Raw genomic sequence first — 20,002 nt, 5'->3', positions numbered from 1 at the left:
GCAATGAAAACTGAACAATTAATACCTCTCTGCCAGCGCTATCACGCCTTGCTGCTTGACAGCAATGAACACACTATCGCTATCGCCGTGGTTGATGCCCCTGCCCCGGAGCTGCTGGAGGCGCTACGTTTTGCGACTCAGAAAAGGATTGATATCGAATGCTGGAGCCAGGATCGGATGGACAAGCGGCTGCAGGCACCGGGAATAGCAACGCTTGCCCCGCCTGTCGAAGCTTCAGCCAGCATCGTTGAACAGGTCAATAATCTTCTGGAACAAGCTCTGCGCCAGCGCGCATCGGATATTCATATCGAACCAGGCGAACAGCAACTGAGAATTCGCCTGCGGGTAGATGGCGTACTACATTCTCTGACGCCGCTGGCCCCGGAACTTGCCGCACCTATTACCGCCCGGCTTAAGGTGCTCGGCAATCTGGATATTGCCGAACATCGAACGCCGCAGGACGGCCAGTTCACCCTTACGCTCTCAGATCGTCCGATCTCTTTTCGGATCGCTACGCTTCCCTGCCGTGGAGGAGAAAAAATCGTTCTTCGCCTGTTACACCAGGTCGAGCAGACGCTGGACCTCGAAGCGCTGGGGCTCTCTTCACAACAGCTTGCCGCCTTTCGCTCGGCGCTTAACCAACCTCAGGGACTGATACTGGTCACCGGTCCGACGGGAAGCGGAAAAACCGTCACTCTTTATAGCGCGCTGCAGGCGCGAAATCGTGATGAGGTCAACATCTGTAGCGTGGAAGATCCGCTGGAGATCCCCATCATGGGAATGAATCAAACGCAGATTAACCCACGCGCGGGGCTCACTTTTCACAGCGTACTGCGTGCCCTGCTACGTCAGGATCCCGATATCGTTATGGTGGGAGAGATACGCGATGCTGAAACAGCGGAAATTGCGATAAAAGCAGCGCAAACCGGGCATCTGGTACTCTCAACGTTACACACCAATTCAACGTGTGAAACGCTGGTTCGCCTGCAGCAGATGGGCGTTGCGCGCTGGATGGTCTCATCCGCGCTCTCGCTGGTTGTCGCTCAACGCCTGATACGGAAACTGTGCCCGCACTGCCGCCGTGAAACCGGCAGTTCGACCAACGTCCCGCATAGCCTGTGGCCGCGATCGCTTCCTCAGTGGCAGGCTCCGGGCTGCCAGCACTGCTATCACGGCTACTACGGTCGCCTGGCACTCTTCGAACTGCTGCCGGTTAATACCGCACTGCGGCAGGCGATTACCCAGGGCCTTAGCGCTGAGGAAATCGAAACGCTGGCGCGGGAATCCGGCATGATGACGCTGTTTGAGAGCGGCTGTCTGGCTGTAGAGCGTGGGATAACAAGTCTGGAAGAAGTGGTACGCGTTTTAGGGATCCCGCATGGCGACTAAACGACTCTGGCGCTGGCACGGTATCGATGGTCAGGGGATGCCCTGTCAGGGAATGCTCTGGCAGGATAATCGCCCTGAGGCATTGCAAAGCCTGGAGCGAGAGCGAATCATCCCGCTTACGCTGCGCCGCTGTAGTGTGCAAAAGTCCCTCTGGCATCCACGCTACAGCGGTGAGGTTATTCGCCAGCTGGCCGCCCTTCTCCAGGCCGGTCTTCCCCTTGCTGAGGGGCTTGGACTGCTGGCGCAGCAGCAGCCTAACGCGCAGTGGCAGGCATTGCTACAAACCCTGGCTGAGGATCTGGCGCAAGGCATTTCGCTTTCAGGCTCCCTTGAAAAATGGCCTGAAGCTTTTCCTCCGCTTTATCTGGCAATGATCCGCACCGGAGAACTTACCGGTAAACTGGAGCTATGCTGCGCGCAGTTAGCTCATCAACAGCGAGAACAGCTACTGCTTAGTGAAAAAGTCAAAAAGGCCCTGCGCTATCCACTGATTATTTTGTCCCTGGCGCTACTGGTGGTGATGGGAATGCTGTGCTTTGTTTTGCCAGAGTTTGCTGCCATTTATCAAACCTTCAATACCCCGCTACCGCTGCTGACCCGCGCGGTCATGGGCATTGGCGAAGGGTTAACTCACTATTGGCCATTGCTCGCTGCGCTGCTCGTTTTACCTGCGATACTCAACCGACTGATTTGCCAGAGGCCCGACTGGCTGCTGTATCGTCAGAAACTTCTCCATAAGCTGCCGGTGTTTGGCAAACTGCTGTGCGGTCAGCGGCTTAGCCAGATATTTACCGTACTCGCATTGACGCAAAGCGCCGGTATCAGCTTTCTGCAGGGCCTGCAAAGCGTGGAAGAAACCCTGAGCTGTCCGCTATGGCGACAAAGGCTGCAGCAGGTTTCCCGGCAAATCACTCACGGCGCGCCCATCTGGCAGGCGCTCACTGACAGCGGAGGATTCACGCCGCTCTGTTTGCAACTGATACGTACCGGTGAAGCTTCGGGTTCGCTGGATACCATGCTGGAAAATCTGGCTCGCCATCACAGTGAGCAGACGCAACAGCAGGCGGATAACCTGGCCACCTTACTGGAACCGATGATGCTGGTCGTTACCGGAACGATTGTCGGCGTGCTGGTAGTCGCGATGTATTTACCCATTTTTCATCTGGGCGACGCCATTAGCGGGATGGGGGGATAGCGCTGGCGCAGTCGCGCCAGCGAGTTGCGTTACAGGCTGTTGAACACGCGGTTCTCTTGTTCCTGTACGCGAATAAAAGTCGTGCGTTTAGTCAATTCTTTCAGGCGTGAAGCACCAACGTAGGTACATGCGGAACGCAGGCCGCCAAGGATATCGCGCGCGGTATTTTCAACCGGGCCGCGCAGAGGCAGCTTAACGGTTTTGCCTTCAGCCGCACGATACTGCGCTACGCCGCCAACGTGACGGGTCATCGCCGACTCGGAGCTCATACCGTAGAACAGCATAAATTTTTCGCCGTTCTCTTCAACTACGGTACCGCCGCTTTCTTCGTGACCGGCCAGCATACCGCCAAGCATCACGAAATCCGCGCCGCCGCCGAATGCTTTAGCCACATCGCCCGGCATAGTACAACCGCCGTCGCTGATAATCTGCCCGCCCAGGCCGTGCGCCGCGTCGGCGCATTCAATTACGGCGGAAAGCTGCGGGTATCCGACGCCAGTTTTTACGCGAGTCGTACATACGGACCCCGGACCAATGCCAACCTTCACAATATCGGCGCCAGAAAGAACCAGCTCTTCACACATTTCACCGGTCACAACGTTACCCGCAATAATAGTTTTCTGCGGCCAGGCTTCGCGAGCTTTGGCCACAAACTGCACGAAGTGCTCGGAGTAACCATTCGCCACATCAATGCACACAAAGCTAAGCTGCGGGTTCTGCAGCAGTATCTGCTTCGTTTTTTCGAAATCCGCATCGGAAGTGCCGGTTGAGACCATGACATGCTGCAGGACATCCGCAGAAACGCCCTGAACAAACGCCTGCCACTGTTCAACGCTGTAATGCTTATGAACTGCAGTCAGAACGCCAAAAGAAGCCAGCGCTTTGGCCATAGCAAACGTGCCCACCGTATCCATGTTGGCGGCAATGATCGGCACACCAGACCAGGTCTGGCCAGAATGTTTGAAAGTGAATTCACGTTCCAGCTGTACGTCAGAACGGCTTTTGAGGGTAGAGCGTTTCGGGCGGATAAGAACGTCTTTAAAACCAAGCTTCAGATCTTCTTCAATACGCATGTGCGAATTCCTGGGGTTAATTGCATTATTGTGAGAGCACAACTCCAGTGACGTTATCATACGCACGAATCATGGCCGCGCAAGACTGCGATTTTCACTTTTTTTACGCTACAATCGTATAAATTTACCTGGTGAATAGACAAAAGCGAACCCGCGATATTTAATCGCCAGCGTATCATTTTCAACCACTTGATTTACATGTGTAAAAAGAATCAGAATGCGTGGTGACAGTAGATTATCGGTTCGATATTACGTCGATAAAACAGCTGCGGCGTCGCTGTCATGTCGTAAATAACGGCGCTGTTTGTTGAAAATATGCATGTAGTCAGTTTCAGGATCGAGGTGTATGACGTACACGGTGGCGTTAACAGGCGGCATTGGCAGTGGTAAAAGTACCGTAGCCGATGCGTTCGCACAGCTCGGCGTTAACGTTATTGATGCTGACATTATCGCGCGCCAGGTGGTGGAGCCCGGTACACCGGGGCTAAGCGCTATTGCTCAACGCTTTGGTGCGCAGATGCTCAACGAAGATGGTACCCTGAACCGTCGTGCTCTGCGCGAGCATATTTTTGCTCATGACGAGGATAAGCGCTGGCTAAACGCGCTGCTGCACCCGCAAATTCAGCAGGAAACGCGTCGGCAGATACAGTTTGCCACCTCGCCTTATATTCTCTGGGTTGTACCTCTACTGGTCGAAAATGGTTTGTCCGCCAAAGCCGACCGCGTACTGGTTGTCGATGTGCCAAAAGAGACGCAAATTGAGCGTACGATGCTTCGCGATCGGGTCAGTCGGCAACATGCGGAACATATTCTTGCCGCTCAGGCGACGCGCGAGCAGCGCCTTGCCGTAGCGGATGATGTTATTGAAAATATGGGTTCACCTGATGTCATAGCATCAGCTGTCGCCCGCCTGCATGCAAAGTATCAACGTCTGGCATCGCAGGCCGCCTCACAGGAAAAACCGTAATGCATACCCCTGTTCTTTTTGAACATCCGCTTAATGAAAAGATGCGCACCTGGCTACGCATTGAGTTTTTACTTCAGCAGTTATCCGTTCATCCGGCGATTACCACTCATGCGGATGCGCTGCATTTCTTCCGCAATATCGGCGATCTTTTAGATGTTTTAGAACGCGGTGAAGTCCGTACCGATCTGATGAAAGAGCTGGATCGCCAACAGAGGAAACTGCAATCCTGGGCAGAAGTACCGGGGGTCGATCAGGATCGCATCAATGAATTACGCCAGCAGCTAAAACAATCCGGCAGCACATTAATGTCCGCCCCGCGGATCGGCCAGTATCTGCGAGAAGACCGTCTGATCGCCCTGGTGCGCCAGCGCTTAAGCATCCCAGGTGGCTGCTGTAGCTTTGACCTCCCGACGCTGCATATCTGGCTACATATGCCGCAGGCATACCGCGATGAGCAGGTCGGTAAGTGGCTGACCAGCCTTGAACCTTTAACGCAATCCTTGCTGCTTGTTCTCGATCTCATCCGCAACTCGGCACCTTTCCGTAAGCAGACCAGCCTGAACGGTTTTTATCAGGACAACGGCGAGGACGCCGACCTGCTGCGTCTGCGCCTGGATCTTGCCAGCCAGCTCTACCCGCAAATTTCAGGTCATAAGAGCCGTTTTGCCATCCGCTTTATGCCGCTGGACAGCGAGCACGGTATTGTGCCGGAACGTTTTGATTTTGAACTGGCCTGCTGTTAAGGAGCGAAAATGTCAGAAGAGATAACCGTTAATTGCCCAACCTGCGGCAAAATTGTGATCTGGAATGAGCAGAGTCCACATCGTCCGTTCTGCTCCAAACGCTGTCAGCTCATTGATTTAGGCGAATGGGCGGCGGAAGAGAAACGCATCCCGAGCAGCAGCGATCTGTCAGATAGCGATGGCTGGAGTGAGGATAAAGAGTAAAACCGGGCTAGCCCAAAGATACCTTGCCGGATCGCGGTCTCGCCCGGTCCGGCTTAACTCCCGGCCGCTAGTTTTGCTATCACGGGTTCATTTGCCGGAGGAAAATCTTCGGCGACGAGCGCGCTTTGCGCTATCCAGCGCCCTGGCTGCCCCTCTTTCCCCCACGGCTCGCCATCCCAGCTTTCCACCAGCCAGAACCACAGCGTTATATGACGGTCGGGAAACTGATACTCCAGCTTATCGAACAGGCTGGAAGCTCTCACTGTAATACCTACTTCTTCCTGTAGTTCACGCACTAAGGCCTGCTCTGACGACTCGCCCTCTTCAATTTTCCCACCAGGAAATTCAAGCTTATTCGCCATATGCGCGTCGGCAGCTCGCTGGGTGATGAAAATTTCGCCTCGCGCATTGCGGATAATACCGACGGAAATCTGTAGTGTTTTCATTGTGCTTCTTCCATAAAAAAGGCGCAGATATCTGCGCCCTTGTATTCAACGTTGTTGAGCTTAGCTCAGACGACCGTGGCACTGCTTATATTTTTTACCAGAGCCGCACGGACAAGGATCGTTACGACCCACTTTACGCTCGCCGGTTTGTTCAGCCAGCGCGGCCGCAGCTGCGCTCTCATCGTCCTGATGGCTCAGCTGTTGCATCTGCGCCAGACGCTCAGCGTCTTCACGACGCTGCTGCTCCATCGCTTCCACCTCTTCCGGCATCCGCACCTGAACTTTGCTCAGCGTGCTGATCACTTCGTATTTTAGTGATTCCAGCATTGCAGCAAACATAGAGAAGGATTCACGCTTATATTCCTGCTTCGGATCTTTCTGCGCATAGCCGCGCAGATGGATACCCTGACGCAGGTAGTCCATCGCCGCCAGGTGCTCTTTCCACAGTGAGTCCAGCGTTTGCAGCATGACGCCTTTTTCGAAGTGACGCATCATCTCAGCGCCAACCACTTCTTCCTTACGCTGATAGGTTTCAATGGCGCTCTGCAGAATGCGCTCGCGCAGCGTTTCTTCATGCAGCTCCGGTTCTTTATCCAGCCACTCTTTGAGCGGCAGATCGAGGTCGAAGTCATTTTTCAGACGTTCCTGCAGTCCTTCCACATCCCACATTTCTTCCAGCGACTGCGGAGGAATATGGGCATCGATAGTGGCTTTAAATACGTCTTCACGAATGCTGTTGATCGTTTCGCTCACGTCGGTCACGTCGAGCAGTTCATTACGCTGGGTGTAAATAGCGCGACGCTGGTCATTGGCCACGTCATCATATTCCAGCAGCTGCTTACGGATATCGAAGTTGCGGCTCTCGACTTTACGCTGGGCATTGGCAATCGCCTTGGTCACCCAAGGATGCTCGATAGCCTCACCCGGCTTCATACCCAGTTTACGCATCATGCCGGACACGCGGTCAGACGCGAAGATGCGCATCAGTGCATCTTCCATCGACAGATAGAAACGGGAAGAACCCGCATCCCCCTGACGACCTGAACGACCGCGCAGCTGGTTATCGATACGGCGAGATTCATGGCGCTCGGTCCCGATGATATGCAGGCCGCCGGCGGCCAACACCGCATCGTGGCGAACCTGCCAGTCGGCTTTGATCTGAGCAATCTGTTCCGGCGTCGGGTCTTCCAGCTGGGCGACTTCCGCCTGCCAGCTGCCGCCGAGCATGATATCAGTACCACGGCCCGCCATGTTGGTCGCAATGGTCACTGCTGATGGGTAGCCCGCCTGAGCAACGATGTCCGCTTCGCTGGCGTGGAATTTCGCATTCAGCACGTTGTGCTTGATGCCCGCTTTCGTCAATTCTTTGGAGACCACTTCTGATTTTTCGATTGAAATGGTACCCACCAGCACCGGCTGACCCGCAGCGGTACGCTCTTTAATATCTTCGATAATGGCCTGAATTTTTTCCGCTTCGGTCATATAAACCAGGTCCGCCATGTCTTTACGAATCATCGGGCGGTTGGTCGGAACCACAACGGTATCCAGCTTGTAGATCGAGCTAAATTCAAACGCTTCGGTATCGGCGGTACCGGTCATCCCTGCCAGCTTCTCGTACAGGCGGAAATAGTTCTGGAAGGTAATTGAAGCCAGCGTCTGGTTCTCGTTTTGAATCTCAACGCCTTCTTTCGCTTCAACCGCCTGGTGCAGGCCATCAGACCAGCGACGTCCCTGCATCGTACGGCCGGTATGCTCGTCGACGATGATAACTTCGCCATCTTTAACGATATAGTCAACATCACGGGTAAACAGCACGTGCGCGCGCAGCGCCGCGGTCACGTGGTGCATCAGCATGATATTGGTCGGAGAGTACAGCGACTCGCCTTCATCCATAATGCCTTCATTGACCAGCAGCTCTTCAATCAGCACCAGGCCGCGTTCGGTCAGGTTGACCTGGCGCGCTTTCTCATCAACGGAGAAATGCCCTTCGCCGGTAAAGGTCTCGGAGTCTTCTTTTTCCTGGCGGATCAGATGCGGGATGATTTTGTTCACTTTCTTATACATTTCCGAACTGTCTTCAGCCGGGCCGGAAATGATAAGCGGAGTACGTGCTTCATCGATGAGGATGGAGTCGACTTCATCCACCAGCGCATAGTGCAGTTTGCGCTGTACGCGTTCTTCAGGGCTGAACGCCATGTTGTCGCGCAGATAGTCAAAGCCATATTCGTTGTTGGTGCCATAAGTAATATCGGCGGCGTAGGCTTCGCGCTTGGCTGGCGCAGGCAGGCCAGACATGTTAATCCCAACGCTCATACCGAGGAACTCAAACAGCGGACGGTTGTTCTCCGCATCACGCTGCGCCAGATAGTCGTTGACGGTGACCACGTGAACACCTTTGCCGGTCAGCGCATTAAGATATGCTGGTAAGGTGGCGGTCAGGGTTTTACCTTCACCAGTGCGCATTTCCGCAATGCAGCGCTCGTTGAGGACCATGCCGCCCAGCAGCTGAACGTCAAAGTGACGCATACCGAAGACACGCTTACTGGCCTCACGTACAACGGCAAAGGCTTCCGGGATCAGGCTCTCAAGGCTTTCACCTTTTTCCAGACGCGCGCGGAACTCAGCGGTTTTCGCTTTCAGTTCGTCATCGGAAAGTTTTTCCATGGCCGGTTCCATGGCGTTGATAACGTTGACGGCTTTGCGCATACGACGCAGCGTACGGTCGTTACGGCTACCGAATACTTTAGTTAATAATTTGATTAGCATAATAAAATCTCAAACGCCCCGCTGTGCGGAGTCACAAAAAAATGGAATGGTCCGTATTTGTTTCAGCTGAGACGTTGAGGCCCGGCGCGTATGCCCGTAACCTGGCTTATCCAGGTACAGACGCGAAACGCACATTGGGAGAAGGTGGGATTGTATGCCACCAGGTGAACGATGACCGGAGGTTTACTCTCCTGCGTCAACAGCGCGCTAAGCGTATCGAGGAGCGCGAGATGCTGCGCCTGGAGCGGTGAAGACTCCTCAGCTACCGGCAGCGCCTGCGGCGCCATCGCAAAAGAGAGATGGCGGATGACCGTACGAATGGCATGCTGATGCCAGTAATCAACGGTAAAATTTGGCCGACGACTGGAAGACTCCAGTAGCGCGAGCTGAGAAAAATTGACTTTAGCAGGGTTGTGGTTGCTGGAAGTTGTTTTTGCCGGCGACGCGGTCTCATGCTCATGGCCGTTGCTAAGCGCAGGCAGGCCAAGGCTAGCCGCGACCATCCCCAACAGGAGATGCGGCCAGAAATACCTTCTGCCAAACTGTCGCCAGCGCGTCAGCAATCCACTCACTTAACTTACCTTTTGTTGGTAACAACCCTGAGAAATATTTTGCGTCCAAATACTAACATTAATACGCCATCACGGCAGCAGGAATGAGGGCTCGGGCGGGGTAAAAACGTCTAAAAAAGGAACGAACGCGCAGTAAAGAAGGGTAAAATTGGAAGCTGGGTGCAGCGGAAACGCAAAAAGAAAACGACTGGTTCCCTGGCCGGAGAGAGTACCAGGTTACCAGTCGAATTTACTACAGGATCTGGCTTATGCCAGAACCAGTGTCGGCGCGCGGAACGCCAGCGGCATCTCTGCGTCGTCCTCGAAGGTCACATACTCCCAGGCTTCCTGTTTTGCCAGAACAGCCTGCAGCAGTTTGTTATTCAACGCATGACCGGACTTGTACGCCGTAAATGCACCGATAATATTGTGACCGCACATAAACAGGTCGCCAATCGCATCCAGCATTTTATGACGGACAAATTCGTCTTCAAAGCGCAAACCGTCTTCGTTCAGTACGCGATAATCGTCAACAACGATGGCACAATCGAAGCTGCCGCCCAGGCACAGGCCGCGGGACTGCAGATATTCGATATCGCGCATGAAACCAAAGGTACGCGCACGGCTAATCTGGCGCATAAACGCATCGGCCGAGAAGTTCATTGCGTAGCGCTGGCTGCTGGAGTCAATCGCCGGATGGTTAAAATCAATGGTGAAGTCCAGTGAAAAACCATTATACGGTTTGAATTCAGCCCATTTATCGCCATCTTCGACGCGAACGGTCTCTTTGATACGCACAAATTTCTTAGCGCAGTTCAGTTCATCGATGCCGGCATCCAGCAACAGATAAACGAACGGAGCCGCACTACCGTCCATAATCGGGACTTCCGGGGCATCGACTTCAATAATAATGTTGTCGATACCTAAGCCAGCCAGGGCAGCATTAAGGTGCTCAACCGTCGATATCCGCACGTCATGCTCGTTGACCAGGCAAGTACAGAGCATGGTATCACGCACAGATTTGGCATCAGCCGGAAAATCAACCGGTGGATTCAAGTCGGTGCGACGATAGATGACCCCGGTATTTGCCGGCGCAGGGCGTAACGTCAGGGTGACTTTCTTGCCGGTATGCAAACCGACGCCAGTCGCCTGAACGATACGTTTAAGAGTCCTTTGTTTGATCATCGTATAATCTCGCCAAGTTACCTATCCAACCGAAGTGTACTATACATTCGGCAGGCCAGTTTAGCACAAAGAGCGCAGATGCCCAACTTCCAGCCAATTCTTAATCGGCTTGCTTACGCAGGAAGGCTGGAATATCCAGATAATCCGGCTCTTTTGCGGTTTGCGGCGTATTGTCGTTTACCACTTTCGAAACCGGTTTCTGCTCTTGATTCAGTGGGGACATGCCGTGCTGCTGGTAACGATCCATCACCGGCTGCTGAACCTGCTTGTTGGTGACCAGGGTAATTTCCGGACGTTTGTCCATACCGATACCAGTGGCAACCACGGTTACGCGCAGTTCGTCGTTCATATCCGGGTCCAGAGAGGTACCGATAACCACGGTCGCGTTATCCGAAGCAAATGCACGGATCGTGTTACCCACGGTTTCGAACTCATCGAGACGCAGATCGAAGCCAGCGGTGATGTTAACCAGGACGCCGCGGGCGCCGGACAGATCGATATCTTCCAGCAGCGGGGAAGAGATAGCCATTTCAGCCGCTTCTTCCGCACGGTCTTCACCGCTCGCTACGCCGGAGCCCATCATCGCATAGCCCATTTCAGACATCACGGTACGTACGTCCGCAAAGTCGACGTTCATCAGGCCTGGGCGCGTAATCAGTTCAGCGATACCCTGCACCGCGCCTTTCAGCACGTCGTTAGCCGCACCGAAAGCGTCGAGCAGCGAAATACCGCGACCCAGAACTTTCAGCAGCTTATCGTTCGGAATGGTGATCAGAGAATCCACGTGCTTGGACAGCTCGGTGATACCCTGCTCGGCGAATGCCATACGCTTCTTGCCTTCAAAATTGAACGGCTTAGTCACGACGGCAACGGTCAGGATGCCTAAATCTTTGGCGACTTCAGCAACCACGGGCGCAGCACCGGTTCCGGTCCCGCCGCCCATACCTGCTGCGATAAACACCATGTCGGCGCCATCAAGAGCAGCACGCAGCGCTTCACGGTCTTCATCCGCTGCGTTACGACCCACTTCCGGGTTTGCGCCTGCGCCCAGCCCCTTGGTAATACCGCTGCCGATCTGGATAGTCTGGCCAACAGCCGTTTTGCGCAGTGCCTGCGCGTCGGTGTTCACCGCGAAAAATTCAACACCCTCAATGCGCTCGCGCACCATGTGCTCAACGGCGTTACCGCCGCCGCCACCGACGCCGATGACTTTAATCACCGCGTCGTTGGTCAGTTCCATAGGTTCAAACATAATTTCTCTCTCCGTTGTGCCTGTCGCCTGAGAACGCTAATTTTCTGCGTTCTCTTAAAAAATTAAAACTCTTTTCGCAACCAACTGTTGAGTCGTTTGATCCACGACCCGACCGTTACGCGTTTTTCCACTTCTGCTTCACCACTGAGATGAGATTCCTTCCCGTAGTGCAGCAGCCCAACCGCCGTCGAGTAATACGGTTCCTGGGCATAATCCGTTAATCCGGTAATGTTCAGCGGCGCGCCAATTCGCACCTGCGTGTGAAACACGCGCTGCGCACAGGCGGCAAGCCCTTCAATTTGCGCCGCACCGCCGGTTAATACAATCCCTGCCGCCAGATGATGCTTGACGCCCTGCTGACGAAGCTGTTCCTGCAGTTGCAGAATCTCTTCATTCACGAGGTTGAGCAATTCGGTATAACGCGGCTCAATAACCTCTGCCAGAGTCTGACGCTGCAGACTGCGGGGTGGACGCCCACCCACGCTCGGCACTTCGACGTTTTCATCTTTACCAACGATGGAGCCCAGCGCGCAGCCGTGGCGCACTTTAATGGCTTCGGCATCGCTCGGCGGCGTACCGAAAGCGTAAGCAATATCGCTGGTCACAACGTTCCCCGCATAAGGGATCACTTTGGTATGACGCAGCGCGCCGCCGGTATACACCGCGATATCCATTGTACCACCGCCGATATCCACCACGCAGACACCCAGTTCACGTTCATCTTCCGTTAAAACGGAATAGCTGGCGGCTAAACCGGCGAAGATGAGCTGGTCAACTTTCAGACCGCAGCGCTCCACCGCTTTGACAATATTTTTCGCCATATCGTTATGGCAGGTAATCAAATGCACTTTTGCCTGCATACGTACGCCAGACAGGCCGACGGGGTTTTTTATCCCCTCCTGGTAGTCAATAGCGTACTCTTGCGGAATAACGTGCAGAACGCGGTGTTCATCGCGCACGCGAACCGATTTGGCGGTATGCACCACGTTCTCGACGTCATCCTGAGTGACTTCTTCTTCAGAAATCGGCACCATACCAATTTCATTTTGACAGCTGATATGCTTGCCTGAAAGCGCCAGATAGACTGACGAGATCTGGCAATCCGCCATCAGTTCGGCCTGGTCAATGGCGCGCTGTACGCATTTCACCACGGATTCCAGGTCGTTCACTCCGCCTTTATCCATACCACGCGATGGGCAACTGCCCACGCCAATGATATTAATCATACCGTCGGGCAGAACTTCCCCTACTAAAGCGGCAACCTTAGCGGTGCCAATCTCCAGTCCAACTACCAGTTTTCTGTCCGTCGCCTTGATCATTGTTGTTCTGCCTGTGCCTGATTCTGTTGTTGATTAGTTTCCTCTGCGGGAACCGGTACCCAACCGACTGCCGCTCCCGAGTCATAACGCAAATCAACGTAGCTTATCCGTTTGCCGTCGGTCTGCGCCTGCTGCTGAAGAACCGGGTAGAGTTCCATAAAGCGCTGAAGCCGTTTCATGGTGTCGCCTCGGCCAAGATTGAGCTTAATATCGTTATTAAGCGTCAATTGCCAGGAGCGACGCGCGGTCATTGCCGCCACTTTCAACGTGAATTTATCCTTTGCCAGCACCTGCCCCATGTCACGGTACCCCTGAAGAACTTCGTTCTCACTACCTTCCGGGCCGTATAACATCGGTAAATTCTGTTTACTGGTGCGATCTGACGGCACGCTGAAAGAATTGCCTTCGACGTCTACCATATGCTGATCATTCCAGCGCGCAATCGGCACATATTCAACCAGATGAATCTTCAATTCGTCCGGCCATTGCTTTCTGACGCTCGCCTGCTTAATCCACGGCAGGCGTTCAATCTGGCTTTGAATAATATTGACGTCCTGAGTCATAAAGGTGCCCGGCGACCCCAATGCCAGTATCGCCTGACGGATATCATCGTTGCGCGTGTAGTGACGCTCTCCGGTGACGACCATCTTCGACAGCGGTAATCGCTGTGCATCTTCCATCCAGCCCAGAACCATCCAGCCGCTGACCAGCACGGTACAGAGCACCGCCAGCAGGAAGAAAATACCTGCCAGACGAGAGCCATTACTTCGACGCGAAGAAGATTCTTCTTCCTCTTCGTGGTTCCGCGTATTCAGCGCAGCCTGCGACATATCACCCCGCCAGGTCCAGAATTCGTACAACAAGCTGCGAGAAGCTCATCCCTGCCTGACGCGCCGCCATCGGCACCAGGCTATGGCTGGTCATGCCAGGAGAGGTGTTAGCTTCCAGCAGATAAAACTGGCCATCGCTGTCCAGCATCACGTCAATTCTTCCCCATCCCTTGCAGCCAAGGCTATCCCAGGCTTTTTGCACCAGAGCCTGGATTTCTGACTCACGCGCGGGATCTTCAAAGCCTGGGCAGAAATATTGCGTCTCATCAGAGAGATACTTTGCTTCATAATCATAGAAGGTTCCAGCCGCCTGGATACGTATTGACGGCAAAATTTCTTCTCCGACCATAGCGACGGTAAATTCCGGGCCACTGAGCCATTTTTCAATCAGAACTTCATCATCATGCTGAAAAGCCAGCGCCAATGCATTTTGTAATGCGCAACTTTCGCTGACTTTTGACATACCGACGCTGGAGCCTTCCCGGCTCGGCTTAACAATCAGCGGCAGTCCGAGGGCCAGGAGTTGCTGTTCAACGTCAGCAGAAAGCCCTGCCTCGAACTGTTTACGGGTTAGCGCAACCCACGGCGCAACCGGCAGTCCGGCGCCCTGCCACAGTAATTTGCTGCGCAGCTTATCCATTGAGATCGCTGAAGCCATCACCCCGCTACCGGTGTAGGGAAGTTGAATCAGCTCCAGCAGCCCCTGCAACGTACCATCTTCACCGCCGCGACCATGCAAGGCAATAAACGCTTTCTTAAAGCCCATGTTTTTCAATTGGGTAATATCAACGTCGCGCGGGTCGACCGGGTGCGCATCAACGCCGGCTTCACGAAGGCCGGCGAGCACCGCAGAACCTGAATTGAGAGAGACTTCACGTTCAGCGGAGGTTCCGCCAAAGAGGACCGCGATTTTATCAGCCATGGCGCTCCTCCTGCGTTTTTTGCGGTTGCAATTTGATTTCCGCCAGGTGACGGGCGATTTTACCGATATTTCCCGCCCCCTGCACCAGCACCAGATCGTTGCCGGTCAATACTGATGCCAGCATCTCTGCCGCTTGCGCCGGATCGGAAACCAGAATCGGGTCGACTTTTCCGCGGCCGCGAATCGTACGGCACAGCGAGCGGCTATCAGCGCCAGGAATGGCGGCTTCGCCAGCAGAATAAACGTCCAGCATCAGCAGAGCATCAACCTGGGTCAGTACGTTGGCAAAATCGTCGTACAGGTCGCGCGTACGGGTAAAACGGTGCGGCTGAAACAACATCACCAGATTTTTATCCGGCCAGCCCGCTCGCGCCGCTTTGATAGTGGCATCCACTTCCGTAGGATGGTGGCCATAATCATCGATCAGCATCGCGGTTCCCGTTTTACCGTTAACCTCAGCTAACGGATATTCGCCGAGGAAATCAAAACGACGCCCGGTACCCTGGAAGCTTTCCAGCGCGCGCAGGATCGCTTCATCATCAATGCCCTCTTCCGTCGCAACGGCCACCGCTGCCGCTGCGTTAAGCGCGTTGTGGCGACCCGGTGCGTTCAGCGTCACCTGAATGACGTCTTTATCCTGACGGACCAGGCGGAAATGCCCCTGAGCGCCGACCTGACGATACTCTTCCACGCGAACGTCAGCATCATCGCTAAAACCGTAGGTGGTGAGCTGGCGACCAACGCGCGGCAGCAGCTCGCGAATCACCGGATCGTCCACGCACATCACCGCGCGTCCATAGAACGGCAGGTTATGCAGGAAGTTGATAAACGTCTGCTTCAGGTTTTCGAAGTCGCCGTGGTAGGTATCCATATGATCGGCTTCGATATTGGTCACGATAGCGACCATCGGCTGTAAATGCAGGAACGAGGCGTCGCTTTCATCCGCTTCGGCAATCAGGTAACGGCTGTGTCCAAGGCGCGCATGCACGCCAGCGGCTTTCACCAGACCACCGTTCACGAAGGTCGGATCAAGTCCAGCCTCTGCATAAATACTTGAGACCATCGCCGTAGTTGTGGTTTTGCCGTGCGTGCCAGCAATGGCAATGCCGTGGCGAAAACGCATCAGTTCCGCCAGCATTTCAGCGCGACGAATAACTGGAATACGCGCTTCGTGAGCGGCGACGATTTCCGGGTTATCCGCAGAAATCGCGCTGGAAACCACGACAACGCTCGCATCGCGCACGTTTTCAGGGCGATGATTGAAATAAATCGTGGCGCCAAGCTGAGTCAACTGTTGGGTCACCGGATTCGGCGCCAGGTCGGAGCCGCTAATCTGATAACCTTCATTGGCCAGAACTTCGGCAATACCGCCCATGCCGGCACCGCCAATGCCAACAAAGTGAATGTGCCGGACGCGACGCATCTCGGGCACTATGGAACGCAGTTTTGCCAGATCTTGTGTATTCATTCTTTACGCCATCAACTTCTTTATTCGGACGGTGATCATCACCGCGATTAGCGCGCCAGTGCTGCGGCGCTCACTTCTTCTGCTACCCGTTCGGTAGCATCCGGAATCGAGGCTCTACGCGCTCGCTCCGCCATATCTAGCAGCGTTTCGCGATCCCAGCCCGCCAGGGTTTGCGCAACGGCATCCACGGTAAACTGCGGCTGCTCGAGGATCTTCGCTGCTCCTGCCTTCTCTAACGGCAGGGCATTCCAGTACTGCTGACGATCTTTGTGCTGGAAAGGCACAAACAGCGCCGGTAAACCAGCGGCGGCAATTTCGCTCACCGTCAGCGCCCCGGAACGACACACGACAACATCGGCCCAGGCGTAAGCCGCCGCCATGTCGTCAATAAATTCGGTCACTTTGTGCTGCGGCTGCCCGGCATCGGAATAGGCCCGCTGTACGGTTCCCTGCCCACCTTTACCGCTCTGGTGCCAGATGGTGACAGTAGAGCCCAGCTTCGCCGCCACCTGCGGCATCGTCTGATTGAGCACGCGAGCGCCCTGCGAACCGCCGACGACCAATACGCGAATTGGCCCCTGACGCCCGACTAAGCGCTGTTCCGGCAGCGGGAGCGCCAGCACATCGGTGCGAACCGGGTTGCCCACGACATCGGCATGCGGGAAAGCGCCGGGGAATGCCTGCATCACTTTTTTGGCAATTTTCGCCAGCCACTTATTCGTCAGACCGGCAATTCCGTTCTGTTCATGCAGGACCACCGGGATCCCCAGCGACCATGCCGCCAGTCCGCCGGGGCCGGACACATAGCCGCCCATTCCCAGCACCACGTCCGGTTGAAAACGCTGCATAATCGCCCGCGCCTGGCGCCAGGCGTTGAATATCCGAACCGGTGCCAGCAGCTGCGCCTTCAGGCCTTTGCCGCGCAGGCCGGAAATCTGAATGAAGTCAATTTCAATGCCGTTCTTCGGCACTAAATCCGCTTCCATACGATCCGCGGTACCCAGCCAGCGAACCTGCCAGCCCTGGTCCATTAAATGGTGCGCAACCGCCAGCCCCGGGAACACGTGTCCTCCGGTACCGCCCGCCATCACCATTAACCGCTTTTCCTGACCGCTCATCGAACACCCCGTGTAAACGCCTGGGCTTTTTCCAGACGCGTTTCATAATCAATTCGTAACAGCAACATGATGGCCGTCGACATAATCAGCAGGCTCGAGCCACCGTAGCTGATCAGCGGCAGCGTCAGGCCTTTAGTTGGCAGCATTCCCGCTGCCGCACCGACGTTAACCAGCGCCTGAAAGCTGAACCAGATCCCAATGGCGCAGGCCAAAAAACCGGAGAAACGGTGGTCAATCTCCAGCGCTTTGCGGCCAATGGACATGGCGCGAAAAGCGACGAAGAATACCATTAAAAGTGCGAGTACCACACCGATATAACCGAGTTCTTCACCGATAATGGCGAAGATGAAATCGGTGTGCGCCTCGGGCAAATATTCGAGCTTCTGGACCGAGTTACCCAGGCCCTGCCCCCACATTTCGCCGCGGCCAAAGGCCATCAGCGACTGGGTGAGCTGGTAGCCGCTGCCGAATGGATCTTCCCACGGGTTCCAGAAAGAGGTCACGCGGCGAATACGGTACGGTTCAGCCAGAATCAGCAGTACGACTGCCGAAAGCCCCATCCCGATAATCGCGATAAACTGCCACAGCTTGGCCCCCGCAAGGAACAGCATGGCCAGAGTCGTGACAAACAGCACCACGACGGTACCGAGGTCAGGCTGCGCCAGCAGTAAAATCGCCAGCACGAAAATCACGCCCATCGGCTTTAAGAAGCCGCGCAGGTTGTTACGCACTTCGTCGCCTTTACGCACAAGGTAGTTGGCGATATAGCAGAACAGCGACAGCTTGGTGAACTCCGCAGGCTGGATACGCAGCGGCCCCAGCGCAATCCAGCGCGAGGCCCCGTTAACCGAGCTGCCGACCACCAGAACAATCAGCAGCATGACGATAGAAGCAATCAGCATTGCGGTACTGTGGCGCTGCCAGAACTCCATTGGCAGGCGCAGCGTCACCATCGCCAGCCCTAGCGCCAGCAGAATGTATAAGCCATCGCGCTTGGCAAACAGAAACGGATCGTTCGCCAGACGCTGGCCTACCGGCATCGACGCCGAGGTCACCATGATGAAGCCGATTGCGGCCAGGCCAAAAGTCAGCCACAGCAGCATCCGGTCATACATCACCAGGCTATCGGTATCTTTTTGCCGCGAGCCCATCACCCAGCCTTTCAGCGCGGCGAACAGCCATGCGAAAATAAACATTCCCGGCAGACGCGGCAGTCTTAGCCGTGGCATTTTCAGGCGCGGGAGTGATAAACGCATCAACCTAACTCCTTCGCGAGGCGAGCAAAGATGTCGCCGCGTTGTTCAAAGTTTTTAAACTGATCGAGGCTGGCGCACGCGGGAGACAGCAGCACCATATCGCCCGGGACAACCTGCGGCGCAATCTGGCGCATCGCCTGCTCCATCGTTTCCGTTTGCACAGCGACATCCGGGCGCAGCGCCGCCAGCTGCGCGCCGTCGCGTCCGAAGCAGTACAGGCGAATGTTGTCGCCGGTCAGGTAACGGCTTAACGGCGTGAAATCAGCGGATTTCCCGTCTCCGCCCAGCAGCAGATAGAGCGTTCCATCAAGATGCAGCCCATTGAGCGCCGCTTCGGTACTGCCGACGTTGGTGGCTTTAGAATCGTTGATCCAGCGCACGCCGTTGTGCTCCAGCACCAGTTGGAAACGATGCGCCAGCCCGGTGAATGTGGTTAGCGCTTTCAGGCTGCTGGCGCGCGGCAAACCCGCGGCGTCAGCCAGGGCCAGGGCCGCAAGAGCGTTACTGTAGTTGTGCTGGCCGCTAATCTTCATCTCTTTGACGTTAAGCACTTTTTCGCCTTTGACGCGCAGCCAGGTTTCGCCCTGCTGGCGGTTCAGGTGATAGTCGCCAACGTCAACGCCGAAGCTGATGCAGCGCTCGTCCGCGCCGCGTACCGGCATAGTTAACGCATCGTCGGCATTGACGATACAGGCCCGCGCATTCTCGTAAATTCGCAGTTTGGCGGCGCGGTACTGCTGAAGCCCCAGCGGATAGCGGTCCATATGATCTTCGGTGACGTTCAGGATCGTCGCCGCTACCGCCCGCAGGCTGGAGGTAGTTTCCAGCTGGAAGCTTGAAAGCTCCAGAACATAGAGTTCGCGTTCAGGATCCAGCAGCATCAGCGCCGGCAGGCCAATATTGCCCCCAACGCCAACGTTCATACCCGCTGCTTTCGCCATTTCTCCCACGAGGGAAGTCACGGTGCTTTTACCGTTAGAGCCGGTGATCGCAACGACAGGCGCCTGCGCCTCGCGGCAAAACAGTTCGATATCGCCGACAATTTCCACCCCAGCATCCGCCGCGGCGCTCAGGGAAGGATGCGCCAGAGCGATACCCGGACTGGCGACAATCAGGTCTGCCGTCAACAGCCAGTCTTCATTAAGACCGCCAACATAGCGCTCAACAGCTTCCGGCAGTTTATCCAGCCCCGCCGGCGCAACGCGGGTATCCATCACCCGCGGCGTCACGCCGCGAGCCATGAAAAAGTCCACGCATGACAGGCCGGTCATACCCAGCCCAATAATGACGACTTTTTTACCCTGATAATCTGCCATGA

The 20,002-nt window shown here is 55.2% G+C and carries 18 protein-coding genes; 5 read left to right on the top strand and 13 right to left on the bottom strand.

The window, feature by feature from the left end; genetic code table 11:
* The first annotated feature begins 3 nt into the window (after positions 1–3).
* Together gspE and hofC are read left to right on the top strand one after the other, a co-directional pair.
* Positions 4–1,389, top strand: coding sequence for a type II secretion system protein GspE (gspE, locus tag ABLV11_RS27920; protein WP_126488456.1), 1,386 nt, complete (start codon positions 4–6; stop codon positions 1,387–1,389).
* Positions 1,379–2,584, top strand: a complete 1,206-nt coding sequence (gene hofC, locus ABLV11_RS27915; protein ID WP_126488455.1) for a protein transport protein HofC — start codon at positions 1,379–1,381, stop codon at positions 2,582–2,584. The genes gspE and hofC overlap by 11 nt, the downstream gene beginning before the upstream one ends.
* 29 nt (positions 2,585–2,613) lie before the next feature.
* On the opposite strand, the gene ABLV11_RS27910 is transcribed toward hofC, so the two are convergent.
* Positions 2,614–3,657 (bottom strand): GMP reductase, encoded by a 1,044-nt coding sequence (locus ABLV11_RS27910; RefSeq protein WP_004108101.1) that lies wholly within the window; start codon positions 3,655–3,657, stop codon positions 2,614–2,616.
* Between the two features lie 346 nt (positions 3,658–4,003).
* Between ABLV11_RS27910 and coaE the strand changes: the two genes are divergently transcribed.
* From coaE to yacG, 3 genes are read left to right on the top strand one after another with little or no spacing between them, the layout of a single operon-like run.
* Complete coding sequence (gene coaE, locus ABLV11_RS27905; RefSeq protein WP_004108103.1) at positions 4,004–4,624, top strand: dephospho-CoA kinase; 621 nt, start codon at positions 4,004–4,006, stop codon at positions 4,622–4,624.
* Positions 4,624–5,367, top strand: a complete 744-nt coding sequence (zapD, locus tag ABLV11_RS27900) for a cell division protein ZapD (protein WP_004108104.1) — start codon at positions 4,624–4,626, stop codon at positions 5,365–5,367. The genes coaE and zapD overlap by 1 nt, the downstream gene beginning before the upstream one ends.
* Before the next feature lie 9 nt (positions 5,368–5,376).
* Complete coding sequence (yacG, locus tag ABLV11_RS27895) at positions 5,377–5,571, top strand: DNA gyrase inhibitor YacG (protein ID WP_004108106.1); 195 nt, start codon at positions 5,377–5,379, stop codon at positions 5,569–5,571.
* Positions 5,572–5,624: 53 nt separating this feature from the next.
* Here the strand turns inward: yacG and mutT are convergent, their stop codons facing one another.
* The 12 genes from mutT to murD all read right to left on the bottom strand — a co-directional run bounded on the left by mutT (position 5,625) and on the right by murD (position 20,000).
* Positions 5,625–6,017 carry an 8-oxo-dGTP diphosphatase MutT gene (mutT, locus tag ABLV11_RS27890; protein ID WP_024273728.1) on the bottom strand — a complete coding sequence of 131 codons (393 nt, stop codon included), beginning with the start codon at positions 6,015–6,017 and terminating at the stop codon, positions 5,625–5,627.
* Positions 6,018–6,077: 60 nt separating this feature from the next.
* On the bottom strand, positions 6,078–8,783 hold the full coding sequence (gene secA, locus ABLV11_RS27885; protein WP_004108109.1) for a preprotein translocase subunit SecA: 2,706 nt from the start codon (positions 8,781–8,783) through the stop codon (positions 6,078–6,080).
* A gap of 62 nt (positions 8,784–8,845) precedes the next feature.
* Entirely contained in the window at positions 8,846–9,355 is a 510-nt protein-coding gene (gene secM, locus ABLV11_RS27880; RefSeq protein ID WP_004108110.1) for a secA translation cis-regulator SecM, read from the bottom strand.
* A 246-nt stretch (positions 9,356–9,601) separates the two neighbouring features.
* The gene (gene lpxC / locus ABLV11_RS27875) at positions 9,602–10,519 is read right to left on the bottom strand and encodes a UDP-3-O-acyl-N-acetylglucosamine deacetylase (protein ID WP_004098599.1); all 918 of its coding nucleotides are present in this window, start codon (positions 10,517–10,519) and stop codon (positions 9,602–9,604) included.
* 100 nt (positions 10,520–10,619) lie between these two features.
* The gene (gene ftsZ / locus ABLV11_RS27870; protein WP_004108111.1) at positions 10,620–11,771 is read right to left on the bottom strand and encodes a cell division protein FtsZ; all 1,152 of its coding nucleotides are present in this window, start codon (positions 11,769–11,771) and stop codon (positions 10,620–10,622) included.
* Positions 11,772–11,833: 62 nt separating this feature from the next.
* Complete coding sequence (ftsA, locus tag ABLV11_RS27865) at positions 11,834–13,090, bottom strand: cell division protein FtsA (protein WP_004098594.1); 1,257 nt, start codon at positions 13,088–13,090, stop codon at positions 11,834–11,836.
* Complete coding sequence (gene ftsQ, locus ABLV11_RS27860) at positions 13,087–13,920, bottom strand: cell division protein FtsQ (protein ID WP_004108112.1); 834 nt, start codon at positions 13,918–13,920, stop codon at positions 13,087–13,089. Before ftsQ ends, ftsA begins: the two co-directional genes overlap by 4 nt.
* Position 13,921: 1 nt before the next feature.
* Positions 13,922–14,842 (bottom strand): D-alanine--D-alanine ligase, encoded by a 921-nt coding sequence (locus ABLV11_RS27855; RefSeq protein WP_004108113.1) that lies wholly within the window; start codon positions 14,840–14,842, stop codon positions 13,922–13,924.
* Positions 14,835–16,310: a UDP-N-acetylmuramate--L-alanine ligase gene (murC, locus tag ABLV11_RS27850; RefSeq protein WP_004108115.1), complete on the bottom strand. Its 1,476-nt coding sequence runs from the start codon at positions 16,308–16,310 to the stop codon at positions 14,835–14,837. Before murC ends, ABLV11_RS27855 begins: the two co-directional genes overlap by 8 nt.
* A 47-nt stretch (positions 16,311–16,357) precedes the next feature.
* Positions 16,358–17,428: an undecaprenyldiphospho-muramoylpentapeptide beta-N-acetylglucosaminyltransferase gene (murG, locus tag ABLV11_RS27845; protein ID WP_016807523.1), complete on the bottom strand. Its 1,071-nt coding sequence runs from the start codon at positions 17,426–17,428 to the stop codon at positions 16,358–16,360.
* Positions 17,425–18,684, bottom strand: a complete 1,260-nt coding sequence (ftsW, locus tag ABLV11_RS27840; protein ID WP_004098587.1) for a cell division protein FtsW — start codon at positions 18,682–18,684, stop codon at positions 17,425–17,427. The genes murG and ftsW overlap by 4 nt, the downstream gene beginning before the upstream one ends.
* Positions 18,684–20,000: a UDP-N-acetylmuramoyl-L-alanine--D-glutamate ligase gene (murD, locus tag ABLV11_RS27835; RefSeq protein WP_004108118.1), complete on the bottom strand. Its 1,317-nt coding sequence runs from the start codon at positions 19,998–20,000 to the stop codon at positions 18,684–18,686. The genes ftsW and murD overlap by 1 nt, the downstream gene beginning before the upstream one ends.
* Positions 20,001–20,002 lie beyond the last annotated feature (2 nt).

This window comes from Klebsiella sp. GW_Kp181, from assembly GCF_040062315.1.
Classification (GTDB): domain Bacteria; phylum Pseudomonadota; class Gammaproteobacteria; order Enterobacterales; family Enterobacteriaceae; genus Klebsiella; species Klebsiella oxytoca.
The sequence above is the reverse complement of the archived record's forward strand: the minus strand, read 5'-3'. Positions and strand labels throughout refer to the sequence as shown.